General features: G+C 63.3%; 19 protein-coding genes. 5 read left to right on the forward strand and 14 right to left on the reverse strand.

Going from position 1 to position 23,084, the window contains the following annotated elements; all coding sequences use genetic code 11:
* Positions 1 to 38: 38 nt before the first annotated feature.
* The gene (locus AB8717_RS13370; RefSeq protein ID WP_443747823.1) at positions 39 to 1,709 is read right to left on the reverse strand and encodes a lysine--tRNA ligase; all 1,671 of its coding nucleotides are present in this window, start codon (positions 1,707 to 1,709) and stop codon (positions 39 to 41) included.
* Positions 1,710 to 1,870: 161 nt separating this feature from the next.
* Here AB8717_RS13370 and AB8717_RS13375 point away from each other — a divergent pair, with 161 nt between their 5' ends.
* Both AB8717_RS13375 and AB8717_RS13380 read left to right on the forward strand, forming a co-directional pair.
* Positions 1,871 to 2,320 (forward strand): MerR family transcriptional regulator, encoded by a 450-nt coding sequence (locus AB8717_RS13375; protein WP_443747824.1) that lies wholly within the window; start codon positions 1,871 to 1,873, stop codon positions 2,318 to 2,320.
* A gap of 27 nt (positions 2,321 to 2,347) precedes the next feature.
* Positions 2,348 to 4,135: an acyl-CoA dehydrogenase C-terminal domain-containing protein gene (locus AB8717_RS13380; RefSeq protein WP_443747825.1), complete on the forward strand. Its 1,788-nt coding sequence runs from the start codon at positions 2,348 to 2,350 to the stop codon at positions 4,133 to 4,135.
* Positions 4,136 to 4,205: 70 nt separating this feature from the next.
* Here the strand turns inward: AB8717_RS13380 and AB8717_RS13385 are convergent, their stop codons facing one another.
* Positions 4,206 to 4,688 carry a peroxiredoxin gene (locus AB8717_RS13385; RefSeq protein WP_443747826.1) on the reverse strand — a complete coding sequence of 161 codons (483 nt, stop codon included), beginning with the start codon at positions 4,686 to 4,688 and terminating at the stop codon, positions 4,206 to 4,208.
* 206 nt (positions 4,689 to 4,894) lie between these two features.
* Between AB8717_RS13385 and AB8717_RS13390 the strand changes: the two genes are divergently transcribed.
* Complete coding sequence (locus AB8717_RS13390; RefSeq protein WP_443747827.1) at positions 4,895 to 5,557, forward strand: YqgE/AlgH family protein; 663 nt, start codon at positions 4,895 to 4,897, stop codon at positions 5,555 to 5,557.
* Here the strand turns inward: AB8717_RS13390 and AB8717_RS13395 are convergent.
* From AB8717_RS13395 to coxB, 10 genes are all read right to left on the reverse strand, one after another.
* Positions 5,554 to 7,335, reverse strand: a complete 1,782-nt coding sequence (locus tag AB8717_RS13395; RefSeq protein ID WP_443747828.1) for a putative bifunctional diguanylate cyclase/phosphodiesterase — start codon at positions 7,333 to 7,335, stop codon at positions 5,554 to 5,556. The genes AB8717_RS13390 and AB8717_RS13395 overlap by 4 nt on opposite strands.
* A gap of 101 nt (positions 7,336 to 7,436) precedes the next feature.
* A complete protein-coding gene (locus AB8717_RS13400; protein ID WP_443747829.1) occupies positions 7,437 to 8,696 on the reverse strand; it encodes a M16 family metallopeptidase in 1,260 nt (419 codons plus the stop codon).
* A gap of 5 nt (positions 8,697 to 8,701) precedes the next feature.
* The gene (locus AB8717_RS13405; protein WP_443747830.1) at positions 8,702 to 9,409 is read right to left on the reverse strand and encodes an SURF1 family protein; all 708 of its coding nucleotides are present in this window, start codon (positions 9,407 to 9,409) and stop codon (positions 8,702 to 8,704) included.
* Positions 9,409 to 9,768 carry a DUF983 domain-containing protein gene (locus AB8717_RS13410; RefSeq protein WP_443747831.1) on the reverse strand — a complete coding sequence of 120 codons (360 nt, stop codon included), beginning with the start codon at positions 9,766 to 9,768 and terminating at the stop codon, positions 9,409 to 9,411. The genes AB8717_RS13405 and AB8717_RS13410 overlap by 1 nt, the downstream gene beginning before the upstream one ends.
* The gene (locus tag AB8717_RS13415) at positions 9,768 to 10,664 is read right to left on the reverse strand and encodes a cytochrome c oxidase subunit 3 (protein ID WP_443747832.1); all 897 of its coding nucleotides are present in this window, start codon (positions 10,662 to 10,664) and stop codon (positions 9,768 to 9,770) included. The genes AB8717_RS13410 and AB8717_RS13415 overlap by 1 nt, the downstream gene beginning before the upstream one ends.
* Before the next feature lie 130 nt (positions 10,665 to 10,794).
* Positions 10,795 to 11,331: a cytochrome c oxidase assembly protein gene (locus tag AB8717_RS13420; protein WP_443747833.1), complete on the reverse strand. Its 537-nt coding sequence runs from the start codon at positions 11,329 to 11,331 to the stop codon at positions 10,795 to 10,797.
* Positions 11,332 to 11,422: 91 nt separating this feature from the next.
* Positions 11,423 to 11,653, reverse strand: a complete 231-nt coding sequence (locus AB8717_RS13425; RefSeq protein WP_443747834.1) for a hypothetical protein — start codon at positions 11,651 to 11,653, stop codon at positions 11,423 to 11,425.
* The gene (locus AB8717_RS13430) at positions 11,650 to 12,681 is read right to left on the reverse strand and encodes a heme o synthase (protein WP_443747835.1); all 1,032 of its coding nucleotides are present in this window, start codon (positions 12,679 to 12,681) and stop codon (positions 11,650 to 11,652) included. Before AB8717_RS13430 ends, AB8717_RS13425 begins: the two co-directional genes overlap by 4 nt.
* Before the next feature lie 83 nt (positions 12,682 to 12,764).
* Positions 12,765 to 14,462 (reverse strand): cytochrome c oxidase subunit I, encoded by a 1,698-nt coding sequence (ctaD, locus tag AB8717_RS13435; protein ID WP_443747836.1) that lies wholly within the window; start codon positions 14,460 to 14,462, stop codon positions 12,765 to 12,767.
* A gap of 31 nt (positions 14,463 to 14,493) precedes the next feature.
* Complete coding sequence (gene coxB / locus AB8717_RS13440; RefSeq protein WP_443747837.1) at positions 14,494 to 15,516, reverse strand: cytochrome c oxidase subunit II; 1,023 nt, start codon at positions 15,514 to 15,516, stop codon at positions 14,494 to 14,496.
* A 347-nt stretch (positions 15,517 to 15,863) separates the two neighbouring features.
* On the opposite strand from coxB, the gene tldD reads away from it, so the two are divergent.
* Positions 15,864 to 17,309 (forward strand): metalloprotease TldD, encoded by a 1,446-nt coding sequence (gene tldD / locus AB8717_RS13445; protein WP_443747838.1) that lies wholly within the window; start codon positions 15,864 to 15,866, stop codon positions 17,307 to 17,309.
* A 359-nt stretch (positions 17,310 to 17,668) separates the two neighbouring features.
* Positions 17,669 to 19,702, forward strand: coding sequence for a TonB-dependent receptor plug domain-containing protein (locus AB8717_RS13450; RefSeq protein ID WP_443747839.1), 2,034 nt, complete (start codon positions 17,669 to 17,671; stop codon positions 19,700 to 19,702).
* Here AB8717_RS13450 and AB8717_RS13455 read toward each other — a convergent pair.
* Entirely contained in the window at positions 19,699 to 21,591 is a 1,893-nt protein-coding gene (locus tag AB8717_RS13455; protein WP_443747840.1) for a peptide MFS transporter, read from the reverse strand. The genes AB8717_RS13450 and AB8717_RS13455 overlap by 4 nt on opposite strands.
* Positions 21,592 to 21,713: 122 nt before the next feature.
* Complete coding sequence (locus AB8717_RS13460) at positions 21,714 to 23,084, reverse strand: glutamate--cysteine ligase (protein WP_443747841.1); 1,371 nt, start codon at positions 23,082 to 23,084, stop codon at positions 21,714 to 21,716.

Genomic DNA, 23,084 nt, shown 5'->3' on the forward strand with positions numbered 1-23,084 from the left:
TGACGGAGGCCGACGGTAGCGTGTTGCATGCCGGGTGTCTAGGCGGCAACCAGTTCGCCGGCTACGCCCTGCTCCAGCAGCGCGATGGTGCGTTCAAGGCCGAAGATCGCCACGAACGAACCGAAGCGCGGCCCCTGGCTCTGGCCCAGCAGAACCTCATACAGCGCTTGAAACCATGCGCGCAAGGGCTCGAATTCATGGACCTTTCCGACTTCGAAGACGATGTTTTGCAACGCCTCGGCGTCGCGCGTATCGGCCGGCAGCGCCTTGAACCGCGTGATCAGGTCGAGGAAGGCCGCCTTTTCGCGATCGTCAGGCAGACGGAACGCTTTCGACGGCTTCACGAAGTCCTCGAAATAGTTCAGCGCATAGCCCGCCAGACGATCCAGCACCGGCTCGCTTTCCGGCGTGGCGCCCGGAATATAGGCGCGCAGGAAGCCCCACAAGGTCTCCTTGTCCGACGCATTGGCCGCCGACACGAGGTTCAACATCAGGCCGAACGTCACCGGCGGCGACGTCAGCGCCGTCTGGCCGCGCAGCACGAACCACACCGGGTTCTCGATCTGCTTGGCTTCTTCCTGCTTCGGGAACGCATCCAGTTGCTGGAAGAACTCGTCCGTCGCCCGCGGAATGACGTCGAAATACAGCTTCTTGGCCGACTTCGGCGACTGGAACATGTAGTAGGCCAGGCTTTCCGGCGCGCCGTAGCGCAGCCAGTCCTCCATGGTCAGGCCATTGCCTTTCGACTTGGAGATCTTCTGGCCCTGCTCATCGAGGAAGAGCTCGTAATTGAAGCCCTCCGGCGGCACGCCGCCCAGGATCTTGCACACCTGCGACGACACCTTGACCGAGTCGATCAGATCCTTGCCGGCCATCTCGTAATCGACGCCCAAAGCCGCCCAGCGCATCGCCCAGTCGGGCTTCCACTGCATCTTGACGTGACCGCCGGTCACCGGCACCTCGAAACGCTCGCCGTCCTCCTCGAAGACGATCGTCCCCTGGGCCACGTTGCGCTCCAGCGTCGGCACCTGAAGCACGTGACCGCTCTTCGGCGACACCGGCAGGAAGGGCGAATAGGTCGCGCGGCGGTCGGGCCCCAGCGTCGGCAGCATGACGCCCTGGATCTTGTCGAAGCGATCGAGCGCTGTCAGCAGCGTCTGGTCGAAGACACCGCTCTTGTAGCACTCGGTTGACGACAGGAATTCATACGTAAATCCAAAGCTATCGAGGAATTTCTTAAGGCGCGCATTGTTGTGCGCGCCAAAGCTCGGATACTCACCGAACGGATCGCGCACCACGGTCAGCGGCTTATAGAGGTCCTCGCGCAAAATCTCCGAATTCGGAATGCCTTCCGGCACCTTGCGCAGGCCGTCCATGTCGTCCGAGAAACAGATCAGGCGCGTCTGCCACGCCGAACCCGTCATCGCCTCGAACGCCTGGCGCACCATGGTCGTGCGCGCCACTTCGCCGAAGGTGCCGATGTGCGGCAGCCCCGACGGCCCGTAGCCCGTCTCGAAGATCACCGGACGGTCCAGGCCCTCGAACGCCTTCAGGGCCTCGTCGGTCTTGCCCGCCTCGATCAGGCTCAAGGCCTGTTTCTGGTCCGCCTGGTCCTGCACACGCGATTTGACCAGGCGCGCGATCAATGCGCGGGCCTGTTCGAACGGCCAGGCGCGGCCGGCGTAAGCCAGGGTGGCAAGCGAAGACATCAAATAAGGCTTTCTCAACTGAAAAATGGTGGAGTGGCTTTAAGCTGCGGGGTCCGGTGCGTCAACCGGCCACAAACTTCCCCTAGCGGCAACTTATCGCTTGACCGTTATCTGAAATCACTTTACGTTTACGTCAATGTAAACTACGAGTGTCGGGACACATGGAACTCATCACCAAGGACAACGCCCACAAGGATGGCCACAAGGACAACCATCGCACCTTTTCGATCCGCCAGTTGTCGAAGGAATTCGACGTCACGGCGCGGGCCTTGCGCTTCTATGAAGACAAGGGCCTGATCTCGCCGGAACGCAAGGGCCAGACGCGGCTGTACAGCGCCCGCGACCGCGCCCGCCTGCAACTGATCCTGCGCGGCAAACGCCTCGGCTTCTCGCTGATCGAAATCCACGAAATCCTCGATCTCTATACGCCCAAGGACCATGGCGCGTCGCAGATGAAGGCAACCCTGGTCAAGTACCGCAAGCAGATCGACACCCTGAAGCGCCAGCGCGAGGACATCGACGCCGCCATTCAGGACATGGTCGACGGCTGCACCTGGCTGGAAGGCCAGATCGATATCGTAGAAGCGCAAAACGCCAACGAAAAATCTTAAAGCCACCTATCCACTACAGGGATTACCATGACCTACAAGGCCCCGGTCCGCGACTATCAGTTCCTGATCGAAAACGTCTTCCGCACCGATCAGTATTCCAACCTCAAGGGCTTTGCCGACGCCGACAGCGCGACCGTAATGGCCATCCTGGAAGAAGCGGCCAAGTTCACCGAAGAGGTCGTGGCGCCGCTGAACCATCCAGGCGACCAGGAGGGCTGCGTCCTCAATCCCGACCACACGGTGACCGCGCCCAAGGGCTACAAAGAGGCCTACAAGGCGTTGACCGAGGCGGGCTGGACCGCACTCAGCAACGATCCTGAATACGGCGGCCAGGGCCTGCCCCACTTCGTCAACACGGCTTTCTCGGAAATGCTGTCGGGCGCCTCGTCGGCCTTCGGCATGTATCCCGGCCTGACCGAAGGCGCCATCTCGGCCCTGACCGCCGGCGGCACCGACGACATGAAGGCGCTGTACCTGCCCAAACTGATCTCAGGCGAATGGTCGGGCACGATGAACCTGACCGAGCCGCACTGCGGCACCGACCTCGGCCTGCTGCGTTCGAAAGCCGTGCCGCAAGCCGACGGCAGCTATCATATCTCGGGCCAGAAGATCTGGATCTCGGCCGGCGAACACGACTTCACCGGCAATATCTGCCACCTGGTCCTGGCGCGCATCGAAGGCGCTCCGGAAGGCGTCAAGGGCATCTCGCTCTTCCTGGTGCCGAAATTCCTGCCGGACGCCGATGGCAATCCCGGCGAGCGCAATTCGCTGCAATGCGCCGGCCTGGAACACAAGATGGGCATCCACGGCAATTCGACCTGCGTCATGGTCTACGAAGACGCAAAGGGCTTCCTGCTGGGCCAGCCCAACGAAGGCCTGAAGATCATGTTTTACATGATGAACGCCGCCCGCTACGGCGTCGGCCTGCAAGGCCTTGCGATCGGCCACGCCGCCTATGTCGCCGCCGCCGAATTCGCCAAGGACCGCCTGCAGGGCCGGGCGCTTACCGGCCCCAAGAATCCGAACGGCCCGGCCGATTCGATCCTGGTCCACCCCGACGTCCGCCGCATGCTGCTGGAAAGCCGCGCCTTGATCGAAGGCGGCCGCGCCTTCCTGCTGTGGGGCGGGCTGCAAGCCGACTTCCAGCATATTGCCGAAGACGAAAAAGATCGCGAAAAAGCAAGCGACTACATGGGTCTTTTGACACCCGTGATTAAGGCCTACCTGACCGACAAGGGCCTTAAGGTCACATCCGACGCCATGCAAGTCCACGGCGGTTCCGGCTTTACCGAACACTTCCCCGCCTCGCAGTACATGCGCGACGTCCGCATCACTATGATCTACGAAGGCACCAACGGCGTCCAGGCGCTCGACCTGGTCGGCCGCAAGTTGCCGTCTAAGGGCGGCCGCGCCCTGCAAACCTTCCTGGGCGAGGTCGACGCCTATGTCGCCGCCGAGGAAGCCACCACCAAGGTCCCGGCCTATATCAAGGCGCTGAAGGAGACCAAGGCCAAGCTGATGGACGGCACCATGTGGCTGATGCAGAACGGCATGGGCAATCCCGACAACGCCGCCGCCGGCTCGCTCGACTACCTCCACGTCTTCGGCCTGACCTGCATGAGCTATATGTGGGCCATGATGGCCAAGGCCGCGCAGGAAGAGATCGACAACGGCTCGACCGATCCGTTCTTTGCCTCGAAGCTCAAGGTCGGCCGCGTCTTCCTGGAACGCATCCTGCCGGATGCCGACGCCCACCTCGCCAAGATGAAGGGTGGCGCCGAAGCCTTGATGGCGCTGGAAGACGAGCTTTTCTAAAGCCTTTGAAAAACCAAAAAAAAAGCCGGGTCCTTGCGGGCCCGGCTTTTCCTTTGGCCTGAAGCCGGACTTACAGGTGTTCCAGCACGTATTCGGCGCTCGACACCTTGAACTCGCCCTTGTCCTCGACGAACAGCTTGTCGATGACGCCATTCTTGATGACCGAGGCGTAGCGTTGCGAGCGCGGCCCCATGCCGAAGCCCGAACCGTCCAGCACCAGGCCCATGGCGCGCGCAAAGTCGGCATTGCCGTCGGCCAGCATCACGACTTCGCTTGCGATGCCCTGATCCTTGGCCCAGGCCTTCATGACGAAATAATCATTGACCGCGGTACAGGCGACGACGTCGACACCCTTGGCCGAAAAGTCAGCCGTGTGATCCTTGAAACCCGGCAAATGGCGCGCCGAGCAGGTCGGGGTAAAGGCGCCCGGAACGGCGAACAGTACGACCGTCTTACCGCCGAAGAATTCCTTGGAAGGCACGGACTTGGGACCGTCTTCACCGACCACGGTCAGAGTCAGGTCGGGGATGGCATCGCCGGTTTTCAGCGTCATTGGAGGCTCCGTTACAGGGAAAATTCAAGGGACTCGCGGAGCAGTTGCGTCATGGCCGGATCAAGATTCCATACGGAATACAAAGACTCACAGCCAAATTTTGCGCCCGCGACAGCCTTGCATATATAGGGTACAGTAAACGCCGGCCAAGCGAAAAAGCGCGTCCAATGGCGCAGAGCCGAAAGCCAGAGCTGAAGGGATCGCGCATGATCTACGGAACCGATGGAACCGTGTCGCAACTGGAACAGCCGCTGCCCGGAGACGGCCACCTCTCATTCCAGGGCAGCCTGCTGATCGCCATGCCGGGCGTGACCGAATCCACCTTTGCCCACAGCGTCATCTATATGTGCCGGCACGATGAACTGCACGGCATGGGCCTGGTGCTCAACCAGCCGATCGACGGGCTCAATTTCGGCGTCATGCTGCGCGAATTGAACATTCCCTCGGGCGAAGCCACGCACGACCGCATCATGTCGGGCCGCAAGATTTTCCGCGGCGGCCCCGTGCAGAACGACCGCGGCTTCGTGCTGCACAGCCTCGACTATCGCCTGCATGACGCGACCCTGCCCATAGCGCCCTACGGCACCGGCGACGACAGTATCGACGAGGGCGTCGGCCTGACGGCGTCGCGCGACATCCTGACCGACATGGCGCGCGGATCGGGTCCGCAGCACGCCATCATCGCGCTGGGCTATGCCGGCTGGGGGCCGGGGCAACTGGAAAACGAGCTGGCGCAGAACATCTGGATCGTGGCGCCGGCCAGCTACGACCTGTTGTTTCGCAACGGCTACGACAATCTGTGGGCGCGCGCGCTGTCGAGCCTCGGCATCGAGGCCGGGCATCTGTCCGGGACCGCGGGTCGCGCTTAGGCGGCTTTAGCCTGTTTCAGCGAAGCCGCAAGAAAGGCCTCGGCATCCGGCGCTTTCAACGGCTTGGCGAAACCGTACCCCTGCCCCATGTGACAGCCCAGTTCCGCGAGGCGGTCCGCCAGTCCCTGGTCTTCGACACCTTCCGCCACGACGTCCAGCCCCATATCGCGGCCGAGCGTCAGGATGGCGCGGACGATCTTTTCCGACGACGCCTCATCGCGCATGGTCAGGACGAAGCTTCTGTCGACCTTCAGCGTATCGAAGGGCAGCTTGGCGAGGTAGCTCAACGACGAGAAGCCCGTGCCAAAGTCGTCGAGCGCGACAGCGGCGCCGGCGTCACGCAAGGCGTCCAGCACGCGCGCGGCAGCCACTGGGTCGTGCATGACGTCGCTTTCGGTCACTTCCAGTTTGAGCGCACCGTTCGGCAGGCCGTTGTCGCGGATCAGGCGTGACACATCGTCGATCAGGTTCGGGCGCTCGATTTCCGGCGCCGACAGGTTGACGCTGATGAAGAAGCCTTGCGGCAGGTCATAAGCCGTCATCCACTTCTTCAGCATGCGCACGGACGCCGTCATGATGATGGTGCCAAGGTCGCTCATCAGTCCCAGGTCACGCGCCGCGCCCAGAAAATGATCGGGCGGGATCACGCCGCGCACTGGATGAACCCAGCGCGCCAGGGCTTCGAAGCCGGTGATGACGCCGGTATCGAGATTGATGATCGGCTGGAACCAGGCGTGGATCTCGCCGCTGATAAAGGCCTTGCGCAGTTCGGCCTCGAGCGCCAGCCGGGTCAGGCCGTCGCTTTCCAGGTCGCGCTTGTAGGACGCAACGCCGCCGGCCCCCTTGGACTTGGCGGCTTCGACCGCCATTTCGGCGCGGCGAAGCAGTTCGGCGCTGTCCAGCGCCCCTGCCCCGCCTTCGATCGATACGGCGCCCATGGAGAAGGTCGGGTGGATGTCGAAGCCCGCCACGGACAGGCTGCGTTCCAGCGCACCGCGCATCCGTTCCGACACGCGCGGAAAGCCGCGTTGCGTCAGGACGGCGAACTCGTCTTCGCCCAGGCGCGCCAGCACCGCGGCCTCGCCGAACGCATCGCGCAGGCGTCCGGCCAGCAGCGCCAGCACCATGTCGGCGCGGTCATGGCCCAGAGCCTCGTTCAGCCGCCGGAAGCGGTTGAGATCGGCGACCACCAGGTCGTAGTCACCGTCCTTCGCCAGCAGCGCCCGCGCCGCCAGCAGAAAGCCCGTGCGGTTGCAAAGGCCGGTCAGCGGATCGGTATTGATGTCCTGAAGCGGCAGCCCCTGGCCGCCCTCAGATCTTTGCAGATACAGGTCGCGCGACAGATCCGTGCACGTGCCGACAATGTGCGCCTTGCCCGAGCGCGCCCCCTTGAAATAGACGAGGCGATGGTCCTTCAGGCGCAGCAGGCACTGCACGTGGTCCTGGGCCTCGCGGCCGGTATGCACGTCGAGCGATTTCAGCACGGCTTCAAGACGCTCGCATTCGCCCGCTTCGAACACCGGCGCAAGATCGTCGATAAAGACACGGTTCCACAGCGCCGGCAGGCCGAGGTTTTTCAGATCGCCACGGAATTCGAACAGGCGTTGTTCCATGTCGTACGACCACACCAGGCAATCCGCCGCCTTAAGCGCGGCCATGAGGGCCTGGCGGGCATCGAGGTTGGGCCGGCCGTTGTCGATCGCGTCCTTCAGGATCGCCTCTCCCGATTTTCCAGTCGTTCCGCCCATTTTCCAGCCGAACAGGTTAAGATCGGTCATACATGCCACCTCAATTTTCAAGGTGAATGTTAACCGTGATTTCGTTACACACGTCCTAAAAAAACAGGCCGAACCGCGTTATATCTCGCAATCGCAAAACATCAGGCTGCCGTTTTTGCAAGCGATGGCGGCCCCAGCAGCGCCCGCGCGCGCTGCGGCTGCACAGCCAGGGCCTGGCCGACACGGTGAAGGTCGTCGCGGCCGACCCTGGCGATTTCGGCCTCGACCTCATCGAGGGTGAACACCTTGCCGAAGGTCGAAACCTGGCTGGCAAAGGTGGCGGCGCGCGAAGCGGCATTCTCGTGATTGAGGAACAGGGTCGTCTGGAACTGGGCGCGGGCGCGTTCCAGCTCACGCTGCGACGGATCGCCGGCAAGATCGCCAAGCACGCGCAGGATCAGTTCCGACAACTGCTGCACGTCGCCGGCGGCGCAGCCGGCATAGACGCCGAAGACGCCGCCGTCGCGATAGGGCGTGCACCAGGAATCAATCGTGTACGCCAGTCCCCGCTCCTCGCGCGCCTCCTGGAACAGGCGCGACGCCATGCCGCCGCCGAGGATTTCGCTGAACAGGCGCAGCGGAATGATATCGTCGTTGTAGCGGCTGAGCGCGTCGAACCCGAACGCCATATTGGCCTGTTCGATGCGGCGGCGCTGCAGGCGCTGGCCGGGGGTAAACAGCAGGCGCTCGGGCTCTCCAAACCCTTCGCGCGGCGCGACGCTGTCGATCAGCGGCCTGGCCACCGCCAGAACCTCTTCGACCGTCACGCCGCCCGATACGCAGATGACGATGCGGTGCGGCGCATAAAGCCGGCCGGCGAAATCGCGCAGCAGGCCGGTGTCGGCTTCCTTCAGCGACTGGCGCGTCCCCAGGATCGGCCGGCCCAGCGCCTGGTTTTCGAACATGGCCTCTTGCAACAGGTCGAAGACGTGATCGTCGGGCGTGTCGAAGGCTTCGTTGATCTCCTGCTCGACCACCTTTTTCTCGCGCTTCAGCTCTTCGCCGTCCAGCGTGGCGCGGAACATCAGGTCGGTGACGATCTCGAGCGCCAGGGGCAGCAGGGCCTTCAGCCCCCGCACCTCGAAACGCGTATGTTCGTAGCCGGTCGAGGCGTTGATCGTCCCGCCCTTGTGCTCGATGGCTTCGGCCAGCGTGCGGGCGTCGCGGGCGCCGGCGCCCTTGAACACCATATGTTCGAGCAGATGCGCCCAGCCGCCCTGGACATCGGTTTCGAAGCGGGTGCCGCCGTGGACCAGGGCGTTGAGCGCAAAGGTCTTCACGCCCGGCATGGGATCGACCAGCAGGCGCAGGCCGTTGTCGAAGCGGATCAGGGTCTGGTCGGGAAGCAGGGGTTCGCGCATCGGACTCAAGCGTTGATTTTGGGGGCCATGCGCTGGCGGACCATGACGAAGACGATGCCCGCCATGATCCAGGCCATGCTGAACCAGGTCAGGGCGTATTCGAGGTGGCGATTGGTCAGGGGGGCGGTCAGCGGCCCTTGCTGGAGGCCCGCGTCATCGAGGTGCGAGGCCTTGAGGTCGAGCACCAGGAAGTAGTCGGGGCGCAGTGCATAGCCAAGCGCCTTGCCCATCTCAAGAGTTGATCGCGTATACCAATCATTGGCCGCCGGATTGTTGACGGGCGCGAAGACGCTGGGCTTGTCGGCCGGCCGCAGACGGCCGACGGGGACGAAGCCGAAGACGGACTGGGCCGGCTTTTTTTCCTTGGTAAAACCGAGATCGACCAGCATGTCGCTGCCCGCGCCCGTCGGACAGGCGACCAGGGCGCGATAGCCCGGCACGCCGTCGACTTCGCTATGCATGTAGAGCGCGCGGCCCAGGTCGGCTTGGCACGTCGGCAGGACGGCCGAGCGCCATTGCGGCTTGGCCTCGGCCAACAGGGCCGCCGCCGGCAGCGGCGGCATGGCCTCGGTGCGCGCCATGTCGGCGATCAGCTGTTCTTTCCACTGCAAGCGGCAGAGCTGCCAGATGCCGAGCCCGTTCAGCAGGATAAAGGCAATCAGGGCGCTGATCAGCAGCCCCGGCGCGGCCTTGAAATAGTCGCCCATCCGCATCAGTCGCGAACCCGGTGCCTGAGCTGCGACGCCACCATGACGCCCTTGAGCATCGGCATCAAGACGAGGCTCAAGGCCACCGCCAGGGCCGGCCAGACGCTGAGCAGCTTCCATACCGGCCAGTCCCAGGCCAGGACGCTGACCAGCAGCCCCGTGCAGGCGATGAAACCGGCGATCAGAAGCACAAAGACGACGGGACCGTCACCGGTCTCCGCCGCCTTGAAATTCACGCCGCAGATAGCACAGGCATCCGCGACCTTGAGGTAGGATTTGAACAGCTTGCCCTTGCCGCAGGCGGGACAGCGCCCCAGGACGGCCGCGACGAAATCGGTGCCGCGGCCGGAGGCGCCGTCGCTCATCAGTGCGCGCCGCCGAAGATGACGTAGATGAAGGCGAACAGGAACAGCCAGACCACGTCGACGAAGTGCCAGTACCACGCGGCCGCTTCGAAGCCGAAGTGCTTCTTCGGCGTGAACTGGCCGGCCAGGGCGCGGATCAGGCACACGGCCAGGAAGATGGTGCCGACCAGGACGTGGAAGCCGTGGAAGCCCGTGGCCATGAAGAAGGACGAGCCGTAGAGGTTGGCCGCACCCGTGGCGCCGGCGGCGTCCGGCAGCAGGAAGAAGTGGAAGCGGTGTTCCTTGATGACTTCCATATATTCGTTGGCCTGGACGCAGGTGAACAGCGCGCCGAGGATGATGGTCAGGACCAGGCCCCAGATGGCGCCCTTGCGGTCGCCGTCCTGCAGCGCGTGGTGCGCCCAGGTAACGGTCGTGCCCGAGGTCAGCAGCAGCAGGGTGTTGACCAGCGGCAGCTGCCACGGGTCGAGGGTTTCGACGCCTTCCGGCGGCCAGGTCGACCAGGCCGTCTTGACTTCGTCGATCGCCGAGGCTGCGCCTGAACGGTGGCCGTGGAACAGGGCCATTTCGAAGAAGATCCAGAACCAGGCGACGAAGAACATGACTTCGGACGCGATGAACATGATCATGCCGTAGCGCAGGCCAAGCTGCACGACGGGCGTATGGTCGCCGCGGCGGCTTTCCTTGATGACGTCCAGCCACCAGAAGACCATGGTCAGCAGGATGCCGGCGATGCCGACCCAGAACAGCCACCAGTCACCCTTGTGGATGCCGAGGATACCGCGCAGGGCGGCGACGAGGCCGAGCGCCCATGCGACAGCCGAAGCCGATCCCATCAGGGGCCACGGGCTGGGGTCGATGATGTGGTAGTCGTGCTTAACGCCGTGCTGGGACATGTCGTATTTCGCTCACCTATTTATTGGCCACGCTTTAGAGACGCGAACGTCCCCGCCTGGCTTTTGCCATGGGCATAACAGGAATCCCGTTTATGCCAATTTCCCGTTAAAGACAATGGAGCCCGCCCGATCATGTGCCGGATTTTCCGCCGCCTTTGGATTCAAAAAAAGTATAGGACAAGGTGACGTCGCCAATGCCCTTTGTGTCGTCATCCTTCATCAGTTTCGGATCGAGGAAATAGACGACCTGGAAGTCGCGGCTTTCCCCGGGTTTCAGCGTCTGATCCTGGAAACAGAAGCACTGCAGCTTCATGAAATAGGCGCCCATGGTGTCGGGCAGGACGTTGAAGCTGGCGCGTCCCGTGATTGGATGGTCGGCCATGTTGGTAACGGTAAAGGTCACCAGCTTGGTCTTGCCGACCTGGGTATCGAGATACGGCACCGCCGGCTTGAATTTCCACGGGATGTTGGGCGTGTTGACGTCGAAATGGACGCGCATGACCTTGTTGACGGCATAGCGCGGCGCTTCGCGCGCCCGGCGGGCCTCGCCGTTGAAGCCGGTGGCCGAGCAGAAGGCGCGGTAGAGCGGAACCGACGCATAGGCCAGGCCGACCATCGCCACGAAGGCGCCGACCAGTATCCAGACCGTGCGGAGGTTCTTGTTCATCTGTTCCAACCCAGCTGGCAAGGGCGACCGCCCGCCGCCGCGAATGTGGCGAGCCATGCGGCGCCTGAGCTGAAAAAACGAACGCCACGGATCATTTTTGACCCTTGGTGGTCGAGGCATCGACTGAGGCGGCGACCGAGGACCGGTAATCCTGGCGCATCTGCGCGTCGTGCTTCAATCCGGCCGCCATCCGGGTCATCGAGATGAAGAAGACCAGGACGACGAAGCCCAGAAGGCCCAGCGCGATAAACAGATTCCGTTGCCTCTGCGCCTTCAGGTAGGCGTCGCGGTCCGAAACGGGATCGGGGCTGGCGTCGGTCACAGGTGGAACCCTTTCAGGGCATGTTCGATCAGCAGCGTGGCGAACAGCGCGGTCAGATACATAATGGAGAAGGCGAACAGGTTGCGCGCGGCCAGCGCTTCCTTCTTAACATCGTAAAGGCTCTGTTCCCCACCCTCGGGGTGATCGCCGGCCCGCGACAAAAAGACGCGGAGGGCCAGATAAAGGAACCAGGCGCCGCCGAAGACGGAAACGAGGCCATAGAAAACACCGCCCAGGCCGATCACGGCCGGCACGCAGGCCACCGGCACCATGACCAGGCTGTAGAGCAGGATCAGAAGGCGGGTATGGCGCGCTCCCCTGGCGACCGGCATCATCGGGATGCCGGCATTGGCGTAGTCTTCGCTGGTGTACAGCGCCAGCGCCCAGCTGTGCGGCGGCGTCCACAAAAAGATGATGGCGAACAGCACCCAGGCCTGCCAGGGGGCCTGCCCCGTCGCCGCTGCCCAGCCGATGACCGGCGGGAAGGCCCCGGCCGCACCGCCGATGACAATGTTCTGCGGCGTACGGCGCTTGAGCACCATGGTGTAGAAGACGACATAGTAAACGATGGTCAGGGCCAGCAGGCCCGCCGCCAGCCAGTCGTCGAGCGCCAGCCCCATGGTGATGACCGACAGGAAGGCCAGCACGCCGCCGAAGGTCATGGCGTCGTTCTGGCTGACACGGCCGGACGCGACCGGGCGCTGGCGCGTGCGGCGCATCAAAGCGTCGGTCTTGCCTTCGAGCGCCATGTTGAGCGCGCCGGCCGAACCGGCGCCGAGCGCGATGCACAGGACGGCGACAAAGGCGAGATAGGGGTTCATAGGCGCCGCCTGCCCGCCCTTTTCGGCAATCAGCAGACCGGTCAGCGCCGTGAACACCACCAGCGACATGACGCGCGGCTTGAGCAGCTGGAAATAGTCCCCCGGCAGGCCGCGGCGATCGGTCGCCGCGTAGTCGCGCGCCAGGTCCGACACCAGTTCGGCATCGTTACGCAGCGGCTTCTTTGGCTTTTTGTCGGCGGCGGCCATGGGCAAAACAATACTTCTCAAAGACAGAGGGGGTGAAGACCGTGCGATCTTCACCCCCGGAGTTTAGGCGACGAAGGTCTCGCTTAGTGGTGCGAATCTTCGTCGGTGATGATCGGCAGTTCCGAGAACTGGTGATACGGCGGCGGCGACGACAGGGTCCATTCCAGCGTCGTGGCGCCCTCGCCCCACGGATTGGCTTCACCCTTGCGGCGCACGATCAGCGCTTCGATGAACATGATCAGGAAGACGATGACGCCGACCAGGGTAATAGCGTAGCCCCAGGACGAGATGTTGTTCCAGAAGCTGAAGCCCGTCGGATAGTCGACATAGCGGCGCGGCATGCCTTGCAGGCCCAGGAAGTGCTGCGGGAAGAAGATAACGTTCACGCCGATGAACATGATCCAGAAGTGCAGGCCGCCGAGGAAGCCGTTGTACTTCACGCCGAACATCTTCTCGAACCAGTAGTAGAAACCGGCGAAGATCGAGAACACGGCGCCCAGCGACAGCACGTAGTGGAAGTGCGCGACGACGTAATAGGTGTCCTGCAGGCTGTAGTCGACCGGGGCGTTCGACAGGACGACGCCGGTGACGCCGCCGACCGTGAACAGGAAGATGAAGCCGATGGCCCACAGCATGGGCACCTTGAACTCCACCGAGCCGCCCCACATGGTGGCGATCCACGAGAAGACCTTGACGCCGGTCGGCACCGCGATGACCATCGTGGCCATGACGAAGTAGGCGCGCAGGTCGAAGCTCATGCCGACCGTATACATGTGGTGGGCCCACACGATGAAGCCGACGAAGCCGATGGCGACCATGGCGTAGGCCATCGCCAGATAACCGAAGACGGGCTTCTTCGAGAAGGTCGAGACGATGTGGCTGATGATGCCGAAGCCCGGCAGGATCAGGATGTACACTTCCGGGTGGCCGAAGAACCAGAACAGGTGCTGGAACATGATCGGGTCCCCGCCGCCGGTCGGATCGAAGAAGCTGGTGCCGAAGTTACGGTCGGTCAGCAGCATGGTGATGGCGCCGGCCAGGACGGGCAACGACAGCAGCAGCAGGAAGGCGGTGACCAGCACCGACCAGGCGAACAGCGGCATGCGGTGCAGCGTCATGCCCGGGGCGCGCATGTTGAAGATGGTGGTGATGAAGTTGATGGCGCCGAGGATCGACGAGGCGCCGGCCAGGTGGAAGCTGAGGATCACAAGATCCATGGCCGGCCCGGGCGAGCCCGTATGCGACGACATGGGCGGATACATGGTCCAGCCGCCCCCGAAGCCGTTCTGCCCGTCACCGGGCCCGGACTGGGTAAAGATCGAGGTGCAGAGCAGGATCCACGAGGCGACCAGCAGCCAGAACGAGATGTTGTTGAGGCGCGGGAAGGCCATGTCCGGTGAACCGATCATGATCGGCACGAACCAGTTGCCGAAGCCGCCGATCATGGCCGGCATGACCATGAAGAAGATCATGATGACGGCGTGGGCCGTGACGACCGAGTTGTAGGCGTGCTTGGCGTTGTCGGGGTTCTGCAGGTTGAACAGGCCCATGTGGTCGAGCAGCGACCCCTTGGCGAAGACCTGGAGGCCCGGCTCGGCCAGTTCCCAGCGGATCAGGCCCGAAAAGGCGCCGCCGACCAGGCCCGCCATGATGGCGAACAGCAGATAGAGGGTGCCGATGTCCTTGTGGTTGGTTGTGAACAGCCAACGCTGGGCGAAGTTCGGCTTGTGGTCATGAGCGTGGTCGTCATGTCCGTGAGAGGTGGCGGCAGGGGAAGCCATGTCTGGTGTCTCTCTCTGTACTGTCTTGTTCTTACTGCGACGACGCGGCGGAAGCAGCGGCCGGCTTCGCCGGCGGGGTTTTGGCGGCAGGCGCGGCTGCCGGTGCAGCCGGCGACGCGGACGACGCGGAGGCCGAGCTGGCGGCGGCCGATGCCGTCGCGGCGGCGGAGGCCTGGGCAGCGGCCGAAGCCTGGGCCGAGGCGGCGGCGTCTGCCGCCAGCATGGCCTTGGTCTTGCCGCCCTGCTTGATGATGTAGGCGTCGAATTCGGCGTCGGAGACGACCTGGACTTCGATCGGCATGAAGGCGTGGTCCTTGCCGCACAGTTCCGAGCACTGGCCGTAATAGGTGCCGGTCTTGGTGGCCTTGAACCAGGTGTTGTTCAGGCGGCCCGGCACGGCGTCCATCTTGATGCGGAAAGCGGGGACGGTGAAGGAGTGGATGACGTCGGCGCCGGTCGTCTGGATGTGGACGACGCGGTTGACCGGCACGACCAGCTTGTTGTCGACTTCCAGCAGGTAGGGAATGCCCTTGGCCTCGGACTTCTTGATGTCCTGCGCTTCCGGCAGCAGGCGCGATTCGACGTCGGAGACGCCCAGTTCCGGATAGTCGTAGGTCCAGAACCACTGGTTGCCGGTGACCTTCACGACCACGTCCGGGGTCGGCATATCGTTGAACTGCTTGAGCAGCGGCAGCGAGAAGCAGGCGATGATGACCAGAACGATGACCGGGACGACCGTCCAGATGATCTCGATCAGGGTGTTGTGCGAGAAGCGCGCGGGGTTCGGATTGGCGCGGCGGTTGTAGCGCACCGCGATCCAGACCAGCAGCGCAAGGACCAGCAGCGAGATGACCACGATGATGGGGAACAGCAGGTCGTTGTAGAACCAGGTGACCTTGTTGCCCAGTTCCGTCACCGAAGGCTGGAAGCCCATAGCCTTGTCGGTCGGCTGACCGACGTTCAGCTTTTCTTCGGCGAAGGCCGAGGCCCCGGCCAGCAGCGTGGCCGCGCCCGCGGCGAAGCTCAATAGCGCAGACCTGCCCAATCGCGTCATGCCCATTCGCAATTCCTCGTGTTCCTGACCACCGTTGCCCCAGGCGCCGGCGGGTTACCGTTTTTATTAAACAGCGCGTTCCGGATCAAGCCGCGCCCTGTCGGAGGACACACGGTCCCCTACCCGATCATATCGATCCCATAATGTGTTCGCGAGGAATTGCAAAGGACAAAAACGGCGCTATCTCCAAATCCCAAGGCCCCCGCGGCAAGGCGCGGGCGGCTGTGCGCGCATTTGTCGCATGCCCGCAGCCGCGCGCCTCCGAAAGGACAGGCATCGCCTTTTGCTGGCAATTCCCTTCCGGCGTGCCTAAATAGAGCCCGTTACCGCCAGTTCACGAGATATCCATGCCCCCTGCCGATTCGATTCCGACCACCTCTGCCGCCGATTTCGGGGATTTCGACCTGAGCCTGGCGCAAAGGCTGCTCGACGACGCGCTGACGGGGGCGGACGACGGCGAAATCTTTATCGAAAAGCGCGAGACCGAATCGCTGGTCTATGACGACCGCCGCCTGAAGTCGGCCGGCTACGGCGCCGACCAGGGCTTTGGTTTCCGCGTCGTGGCCGGCGAGACCATCGGTTTCGCCAACAGCGCCGAGTTGTCGGTCGACGCCGTGCGCCGCGCCGCCGAGGCCGCCGTACTGGCCAAGCAGGGCAAGGCGGTCGACGTGACGCTGAAGCACGATAATCCGGTGCGCTCGAACCAGCGCTATTACCAGGCGCACGACCCCTTGAGTGAAATGGATTTCGCCGACAAGATCGCCCTGCTCCAGGCGATCGACGCCTATGCCCGCGACCGCGACCCGAATGTCGTCCAGGTCTCGGCCTCGCTGGCGGCGGAAAAGCGCGCCATCACCATCCTGCGCGGCAACGGCGAGGTCTATCACGACTATCGTCCGCTGGTCCGGCTGTCGATCGGCGTGTCGCTGGAAAAGAACGGTCACCGCGAGTCGGCCTCGTCCGGCGGCGGCGGGCGCATATCCCTGTTCGACATCACCTCGCCCGACAAGTGGCAGGCCCAGGTCGACGAAGCTATCAGGCAGGCTTTGGTCAATCTCGACGCCGTCCCCGCGCCAGCCGGCGAAATGGATATCGTTCTGGGACCAGGCTGGCCGGGCGTGCTGCTGCACGAAGCGGTCGGCCACGGGCTGGAAGGCGACTTCAATCGCAAGGGCACCTCGGCCTTTTCGGGCAAGATGGGTACACAGGTGGCGGCGCGCGGCGTGACCATCGTCGACGACGGCACCATTCCCGACGCGCGCGGCTCGCTTAATATCGACGACGAAGGCACGGCGACCTCGTGCACCACGCTGATCGAGGACGGTATCCTGGTCGGCTATATGCACGACCGGCTGAGCGCCCGTCAGATGGACGCCCGCGCCACCGGCAACGGCCGGCGCCAGTCGTACGCGCATCAGCCCCTGCCCCGCATGACCAACACCTTCATGCGCGGCGGCAAGGACAGGCTCGACGACATGATCGCCAATACGAAGAAGGGCCTCTATGCGGTCAATTTCGGCGGCGGCCAGGTCGACATCACCAACGGCAAGTTCGTCTTCCAGTGCACCGAGGCCTATCTGATCGAGGACGGCAGGATCGGCGCGCCTGTCAAGGGCGCCACCCTGATCGGCGACGGTCCGGGCGCCATGCGCCAGGTCGACATGGTCGGCGACGACTTCAAATTCGACCCCGGCGTCGGCACCTGCGGCAAGGCCGGCCAGTCCCTGCCGGTCGGCATCGGCCAGCCGTCCTTGCGCATCCGCGGCCTGACGGTCGGCGGCACGGGCGCCTGATTCCAACGGCGATTTCAATCGCCGTTGGCAAGCGCGACTGCGCGCCGCCGCTACTGCGGCGAGCCATGCGGCGCTTGAGCTGAAAAAGACAGGCCGTCGGCGGAATTGTAACGCCGCCGGCCCTTTTCCAATTAAATCTTTGTCATGATTGTGGCGCAAAATCTACGAAGATAGCCGTAGTTTAAAATTATACTTCGTTGAAATTTCAGGTAAAAATTTCTCGAAATTCGGCATTCCACCGATTTTCGCCGTAACCAGATTACAGGCATTTAACTTGTATAATTGCGGCTGAAACAGGATCGCTGGGTTCGCGAACGGCGCCGGGCCGCTCGCCAGCTCTCCGACCCAAGACGTAAACTATGCGCGCCTTTTCCCTGAAATCCGCCCTGCTGGCCTGCGCGGCCCTGACAAGCCTTGCCACCCTGCCCGCCACCGTCCGGGCCGAGGACGCCCCGCCCGCCGGACAGGCCGCCGGCAGCGTGGTGCGCTACGAAACCGACTTCTTCAGACAATACCAGGTGTCGACAGCCTTCGACATGGTGCTGCATGTTCCCGGCTTCGTCTTCATCGGCGGCGACAGCGCCCGCGGCTTTTCCGGCACGGCCGGCAACGTCCTGATCGACGGTCAGCGCCCGACGACCAAGGCCGACCTCGGCAACACCCTGTCCAACATCAATTCGTCGCAGGTCGACCACCTGGAACTGATCACCGGCGGTGCGCCGGGCATCGACATGCACGGTCACCGCCAGATCGTCAACGTCATCCGCAAGACCGACGCCAAGCCGGCCTTTTCGCTGCTCGGCATCTATCGCAACATGGACGGGCGGACCAATGCCGGCGTGCTGCTGGCCACCTTCAACAGCAATCATGCCGGCAGGACGACCGACATCACCGCCGACGTCTTCGACTTCTTCGACAACGGCGCCAACAATGGCCGCCGGTATTCGACCGACGCAGCCGGCACCAGCCTGATGAAAATCTATCAGCACGCCGGCGGCGCGGGCATGGAAAGCCAGGCGTCGCATTCCCGGCCGCTGTGGGGCGGCAAGGTCACCGTCAACGGCACCTACAATCCTTCGGTCTACGAACAGGCGACGGCCTATGTCGATCACACCGGCAAGGGCGTCGAGCACTTCACCGAAAAGGACACACCGAGTGAACTGGGCGGCCAGTACGAGCGCAAGCTGGGCCACGGGCTCGACCTCAACCTCAATGTGCTGAACCGCCATGAACGCGTCCACGATATCGACGTCTACAGCGACGCCGGCGGCACGGCCGACTACCGCGCCCTGAACCAGACCAGCGAGCACATCCTCAACGGCCGCCTGTCGTGGGAAAAGCGCGACGGCCTGACCTTCAACATCGGTTCGGAAAGCGTGTTCAACAGCCTGGACCGCGCCTCGACCTTCATCACCAGCTCAAGCCCGCTCAACGTGCCGACCGACACGGTCCGCGTCGAGGAAAATCGCACGGAATCCTTCGTCTCCGCCAACTGGAAGGCCACCCGCAAACTGAGCTTCGAAGGCGAGCTCAAGATCGAGGCCTCGACCATCGCGGTGCCGGCGGCCCACCGCTCGGACTCGTTCACCTATTACAAGCCGCGCTTCCAGGCGGTCTATGCCCTGACCGACACCACCAAGATCAGCTGGAAGACGATCCGCCAGGTCGATCAGCTCAGCTTCAACGGCTTCGCCTCGTCGGTGCAGTTGCAGACCAGCCACGTCACGCTCGGCAACACCGCCCTGGTGCCGCAGAAGGACTGGCTGAACACGATCATCGTCGAGCACACCTTCTGGGACAAGGGCGCGGTCAGCCTGGCGCTGGAACACTACGATTACGAGGACACGTCGGACTTCATCGCCGTGAACGACGGCGCGCAGATCTATACGGCCAACGGCAATATCGGCAATTCCAAGTGGGATTTCGTCCACCTGAAGCTCGACACGCCGCTCGACAAGCTGTGGGTGCCGCACGGCACACTCAGCATCGACTGGCTCTACCGCCAGACCTGTGTCAAGGACCCGATCACCGGCCGGGACCGCCGGGTGTCCGGCGTCGAGCCGCACATCTATACGGTCAGTTTCAGCCAGGAGTTCGCCCGGGCAGGCACCAGCTGGGGCTTCGATATTCAGAGCAGCGGCAAGGACCGCAACTACCTGGCCAACGAGCTGGATGACGCCTATTTCGCGCCCTGGACGCAGGTCTGGTTCCAGTACGTCACGCCGAAGAAGCTGACCTTCAAGGTCATGCTGAAGAACCCGTTCGGCATGCATTTCAGTCAGGACCGCATGGTCTATCAGGGGCTGCGCGACCTCTCACCGGTCGTACTGACTCAGAGCACGACGTCCAAGATCCCGCCGATTATCGAAATGCGCCTGAAGAAGGATTTTTAGACGTTCTGTCCGGCCCCGGTGTTTTCCGGGGCCGTGTCGTTTACACCGCCCGCCCAGCCCTTGACGAAGAAGGACAGGACGAACAGGCCGGCGCCGAAGCCGATGACCACCAGGCCGATCGCGTTGAAGACCGACAGCGAAGAGCGCAGCGCCTCGGCGGCATCGACGACGTGGCCGCCGATGGTCAGGGAACTCATCTTCTCGGTGATCAGGCCGCCGAAATACTGCGCCCAGGCCGTGCCGACGAACCACAGGGCCATCATGGTCGATACGGTCATGGCCGGCGACAGCTTGGTCTGCTGCGACAGGCCGACCGGCGACACGGTCATTTCGCCGATCGTCGTCAGCATATAGTTCAGCACCAGGAAGACCAGCGGCAGCTGGAAGGCGGCGTTATGCAGCGGCGCGGCCCATACGAGGACCAGGAAGCCGAGCCCTGTGGCAACGATCCCGAAAGCGAACTTCTTCACCGGATCCGGATCGGCGCCGCGGCGGCCGAGGAAAGCAAACAGCGCAGCAAAGATCGGCGCGAAGATCAGGATCCAGCCGGTATTGATGGACTGGGTCTGCGCGGCGGTAAAGCTCATGTCGATCCACAGCCCGTGCCCCACCTGCCCCCCCATCGCCGCCAGTTGCTCACGCGACGCCAGGAGCACGTGCTGGCCCAGAAGGTCGAAGCGCACCGGCGCCGAAATGATGTCGAGGTCGACATTGCGGTCGGCGAACAGGGACAGGGCCGACCCCGCCAGCTCTTCCAGCGTAAAGAAGACAATCGAGGCGACGCTGAGGATCAGCGCCAGGGCCGTTCGGAAGCTTTCGACCCGGGTGAATTTGGTGAACATGTGCCAGACGATATAACCCAGCATGCCGAGCGAACTGGCCAGCAGGACGTAGAAGACGATGGCGTTCTTCTGCACCAGGAAATAGATGACGGCCACACCGGCAAAGGTCAGAAGGTAGATCAGCCATTCCTTGCTGACGACATTGCCGACCCTGGCCTTCAGGCCTTCGATATCGGGCGCCTCGCCCTTGCCCATCAGCCACGACTTGCCGAGCAGGAAGCCTGCCAGGCCCAGCAGCATGCCGATGCCCGCCGCGCCGAAACCCGCCCACCAGCCGACGGTTTCGCCGAGATAACCGCAGACGATGGCCGCCCAGAAAGAACCGAGATTGATGCCGAAATAATAGAGCTGGAAGCCGGAATCGCGGCGCGGGTCGCGGTCGCGATAAAGCTGGCCGACGATGGTCGACACATTCGGCTTCAGGAAGCCGACGCCCATGATGATCAGCGCGACCGACAGGAAGAAGGCGCTTTCGGCCCAGTTGGTCACGACCTTGCGATCCAGTTTGTAGCTACCGTCCGGGAGGGTCCGGGGCAGAGGTGCCGAGGCCGGCAGGTTGTCGATGGTCAGGCTTTTGTCGGCGCCGGCATGGTAGCTATAGAGCCCCCCGCCGACGTCGAGCTTCGGTTCTTCCATGCCCTTGCGGACGAATTCGTAGGTATGGCCCTGATAGGTCAGGACTTGTTGGGCGGGCTTGCCTTCGAAGGCCATGCCGAAATGCCCGACGACCAGCAGGATGCCGCCGAAGATTGCGGCGCGTCGCGTGCCCAGCCAGCGGTCGGCGACCAGACCACCGACCAGGGGGATCAGGTAGATCAGCGTCATGTATGACGCGTATTGTGCGCTGGCCTGGGCGTCGGTGAACAGGAACTGCTTGGTCAGGTAGTAGATCAACAGCCCGCGCATGCCGTAGAAGGAAAAGCGTTCCCACATCTCCATGAAGAAGCAGACAACGAGCCCCCTGGGGTGGTTGCGCATCTGCAGGGCCACGGGAATCCCCGTCAGGACGGTGATAACGATACCGGCGATGAAGATGAGGTTGAGCATGCTGGTCTCGCAAAGGATCGCGGGTCGTTGTGTGGCACCCGCCGTTTTCCCGAGACAATCAGCAAATCGTATAATATGCAAGCGCACGCGCCGATTTTGTTGCGCGCGAAACCTGTGGAAGCCTAGTAGGCTTCTTCTTCGTACAGATGCCGCAGGTCGCCCTGCCACGGTCCATGATACTTGTCGAGCAGGCGTTCGGCGGGCGTCACCCCCGACTCGGCGATCTCGAACAACTCGCCGAGATAGCCGGTTTCATCGACCAGACCGCCCGAAAGGTAGTTGCGATTCTTCAGACCCTGTTTGGCGATATTCAGCACGTCGACCGCCCACTCCTTGACCGGCCGGCCGGCGATCTCGCCCTTCAGGCCGGTTTTCGCCGCCATACCGCGGAGCGCGTTATGGTCATCGGACGTCCAGCCCTTGACCAGCTCCCACGCCGCTTCCAGCGACGGCTGGTCGTAGAGCAGGCCCGCCCACAAGGCCGGCAGCGCGCACAGGCGGCTCCACGGACCGGCGTCGGCGCCGCGCATTTCCAGGTACTTTTTAAGGCGCACCTCAGGGAACAGGGTCGTCAGGTGGTCGGCCCAGTCGTCCATGGTCGGATACTGGCCCGGCATGGCAGGCAGTTCGCCCTTCATATAGGCTTTGAAATCCTGGCCCGAAGCGTCGATGTAGCCGCCGTTTTCCGGGATATCGCGGTGGACGAAGTACATGGGGACGTCCAGCGCATAACGGGCGTAGCGCTCGAAGCCGAAACCGTCCTCGAAGACGAAATCGAGCATGCCGGTGCGGTCGGCGTCTGTGTCGGTCCACACATTGGCGCGCGCCGACAGAAAGCCGTTGGGCTTGCCTTCGGTAAAGGGCGAATTGGCGAACAGGGCCGTGGCGATCGGCTGAAGGGCCAGCGACGTGCGGAACTTCAGCACCATGTCGGCCTCCGACTCGTAGTCGAGATTGGCCTGGACCGTGCAGGTCCTGAGCATCATGTCGAGGCCCAGTCCACCGACCTTCGGCATATAGGCGCGCATGATATTGTAGCGGCCCTTGGGCATGATCGGCGTCTCTTCGCGCGTCCACAGCGGCGAAAAGCCGACGCCGAGGAAGCCGAGGCCGATTTCCGAGGCGACCGCCTTGACCTCTTCAAGGTGCTGGCCCGTTTCCTCGCAGATATCGTGGATGGTCAGAAGCGGCGCGCCCGACAGTTCGAACTGCCCGCCCGGCTCCAGCGAAACCGACGCGCCCTTGCGCGTCAGGGCGATCAGGGTGTCGTTTTCATAGACGCCGTCCCAGCCGAAACGCATCAGGCCCTTCAGCATGGCCTGGATGCCGTCGGGGCCGGCGTACTGCGGGCGGCGAAGGGTGTCGGTATGGAAGACGAACTTTTCATGCTCGGCGCCGATGCGCCAGCGTTCGCGCGGCTTGCAGCCGGCTTCGAAATAGCCGACGAGCTCGGAAAAGGACCGGAGCGGCTCTGCATCGGTATTGTAAGCCAT

The organism is Asticcacaulis solisilvae, assembly GCF_052327315.1.
Lineage (GTDB): Bacteria > Pseudomonadota > Alphaproteobacteria > Caulobacterales > Caulobacteraceae > Asticcacaulis > Asticcacaulis solisilvae_B.

What these genes read in the sequence shown, in the direction of transcription:
- AB8717_RS13370 (WP_443747823.1), bottom strand. Translation starts at nt 1,709, where the DNA reads ATGTCTTCGCTTGCCACCCTGGCTTACGCCGGCCGCGCCTGGCCGTTC.
- AB8717_RS13390 (WP_443747827.1), top strand. Translation starts at nt 4,895, where the DNA reads ATGATCTACGGAACCGATGGAACCGTGTCGCAACTGGAACAGCCGCTG.
- AB8717_RS13385 (WP_443747826.1), bottom strand. Translation starts at nt 4,688, where the DNA reads ATGACGCTGAAAACCGGCGATGCCATCCCCGACCTGACTCTGACCGTG.
- AB8717_RS13415 (WP_443747832.1), bottom strand. Translation starts at nt 10,664, where the DNA reads ATGTCCCAGCACGGCGTTAAGCACGACTACCACATCATCGACCCCAGC.
- AB8717_RS13405 (WP_443747830.1), bottom strand. Translation starts at nt 9,409, where the DNA reads ATGCGGATGGGCGACTATTTCAAGGCCGCGCCGGGGCTGCTGATCAGC.
- tldD (WP_443747838.1), top strand. Translation starts at nt 15,864, where the DNA reads ATGCCCCCTGCCGATTCGATTCCGACCACCTCTGCCGCCGATTTCGGG.
- ctaD (WP_443747836.1), bottom strand. Translation starts at nt 14,462, where the DNA reads ATGGCTTCCCCTGCCGCCACCTCTCACGGACATGACGACCACGCTCAT.
- AB8717_RS13460 (WP_443747841.1), bottom strand. Translation starts at nt 23,084, where the DNA reads ATGGCTTACAATACCGATGCAGAGCCGCTCCGGTCCTTTTCCGAGCTC.
- AB8717_RS13375 (WP_443747824.1), top strand. Translation starts at nt 1,871, where the DNA reads ATGGAACTCATCACCAAGGACAACGCCCACAAGGATGGCCACAAGGAC.
- AB8717_RS13455 (WP_443747840.1), bottom strand. Translation starts at nt 21,591, where the DNA reads ATGCTCAACCTCATCTTCATCGCCGGTATCGTTATCACCGTCCTGACG.
- AB8717_RS13450 (WP_443747839.1), top strand. Translation starts at nt 17,669, where the DNA reads ATGCGCGCCTTTTCCCTGAAATCCGCCCTGCTGGCCTGCGCGGCCCTG.
- AB8717_RS13410 (WP_443747831.1), bottom strand. Translation starts at nt 9,768, where the DNA reads ATGAGCGACGGCGCCTCCGGCCGCGGCACCGATTTCGTCGCGGCCGTC.
- AB8717_RS13420 (WP_443747833.1), bottom strand. Translation starts at nt 11,331, where the DNA reads ATGAACAAGAACCTCCGCACGGTCTGGATACTGGTCGGCGCCTTCGTG.
- AB8717_RS13380 (WP_443747825.1), top strand. Translation starts at nt 2,348, where the DNA reads ATGACCTACAAGGCCCCGGTCCGCGACTATCAGTTCCTGATCGAAAAC.
- coxB (WP_443747837.1), bottom strand. Translation starts at nt 15,516, where the DNA reads ATGACGCGATTGGGCAGGTCTGCGCTATTGAGCTTCGCCGCGGGCGCG.
- AB8717_RS13430 (WP_443747835.1), bottom strand. Translation starts at nt 12,681, where the DNA reads ATGGCCGCCGCCGACAAAAAGCCAAAGAAGCCGCTGCGTAACGATGCC.
- AB8717_RS13400 (WP_443747829.1), bottom strand. Translation starts at nt 8,696, where the DNA reads ATGCGCGAACCCCTGCTTCCCGACCAGACCCTGATCCGCTTCGACAAC.
- AB8717_RS13395 (WP_443747828.1), bottom strand. Translation starts at nt 7,335, where the DNA reads ATGACCGATCTTAACCTGTTCGGCTGGAAAATGGGCGGAACGACTGGA.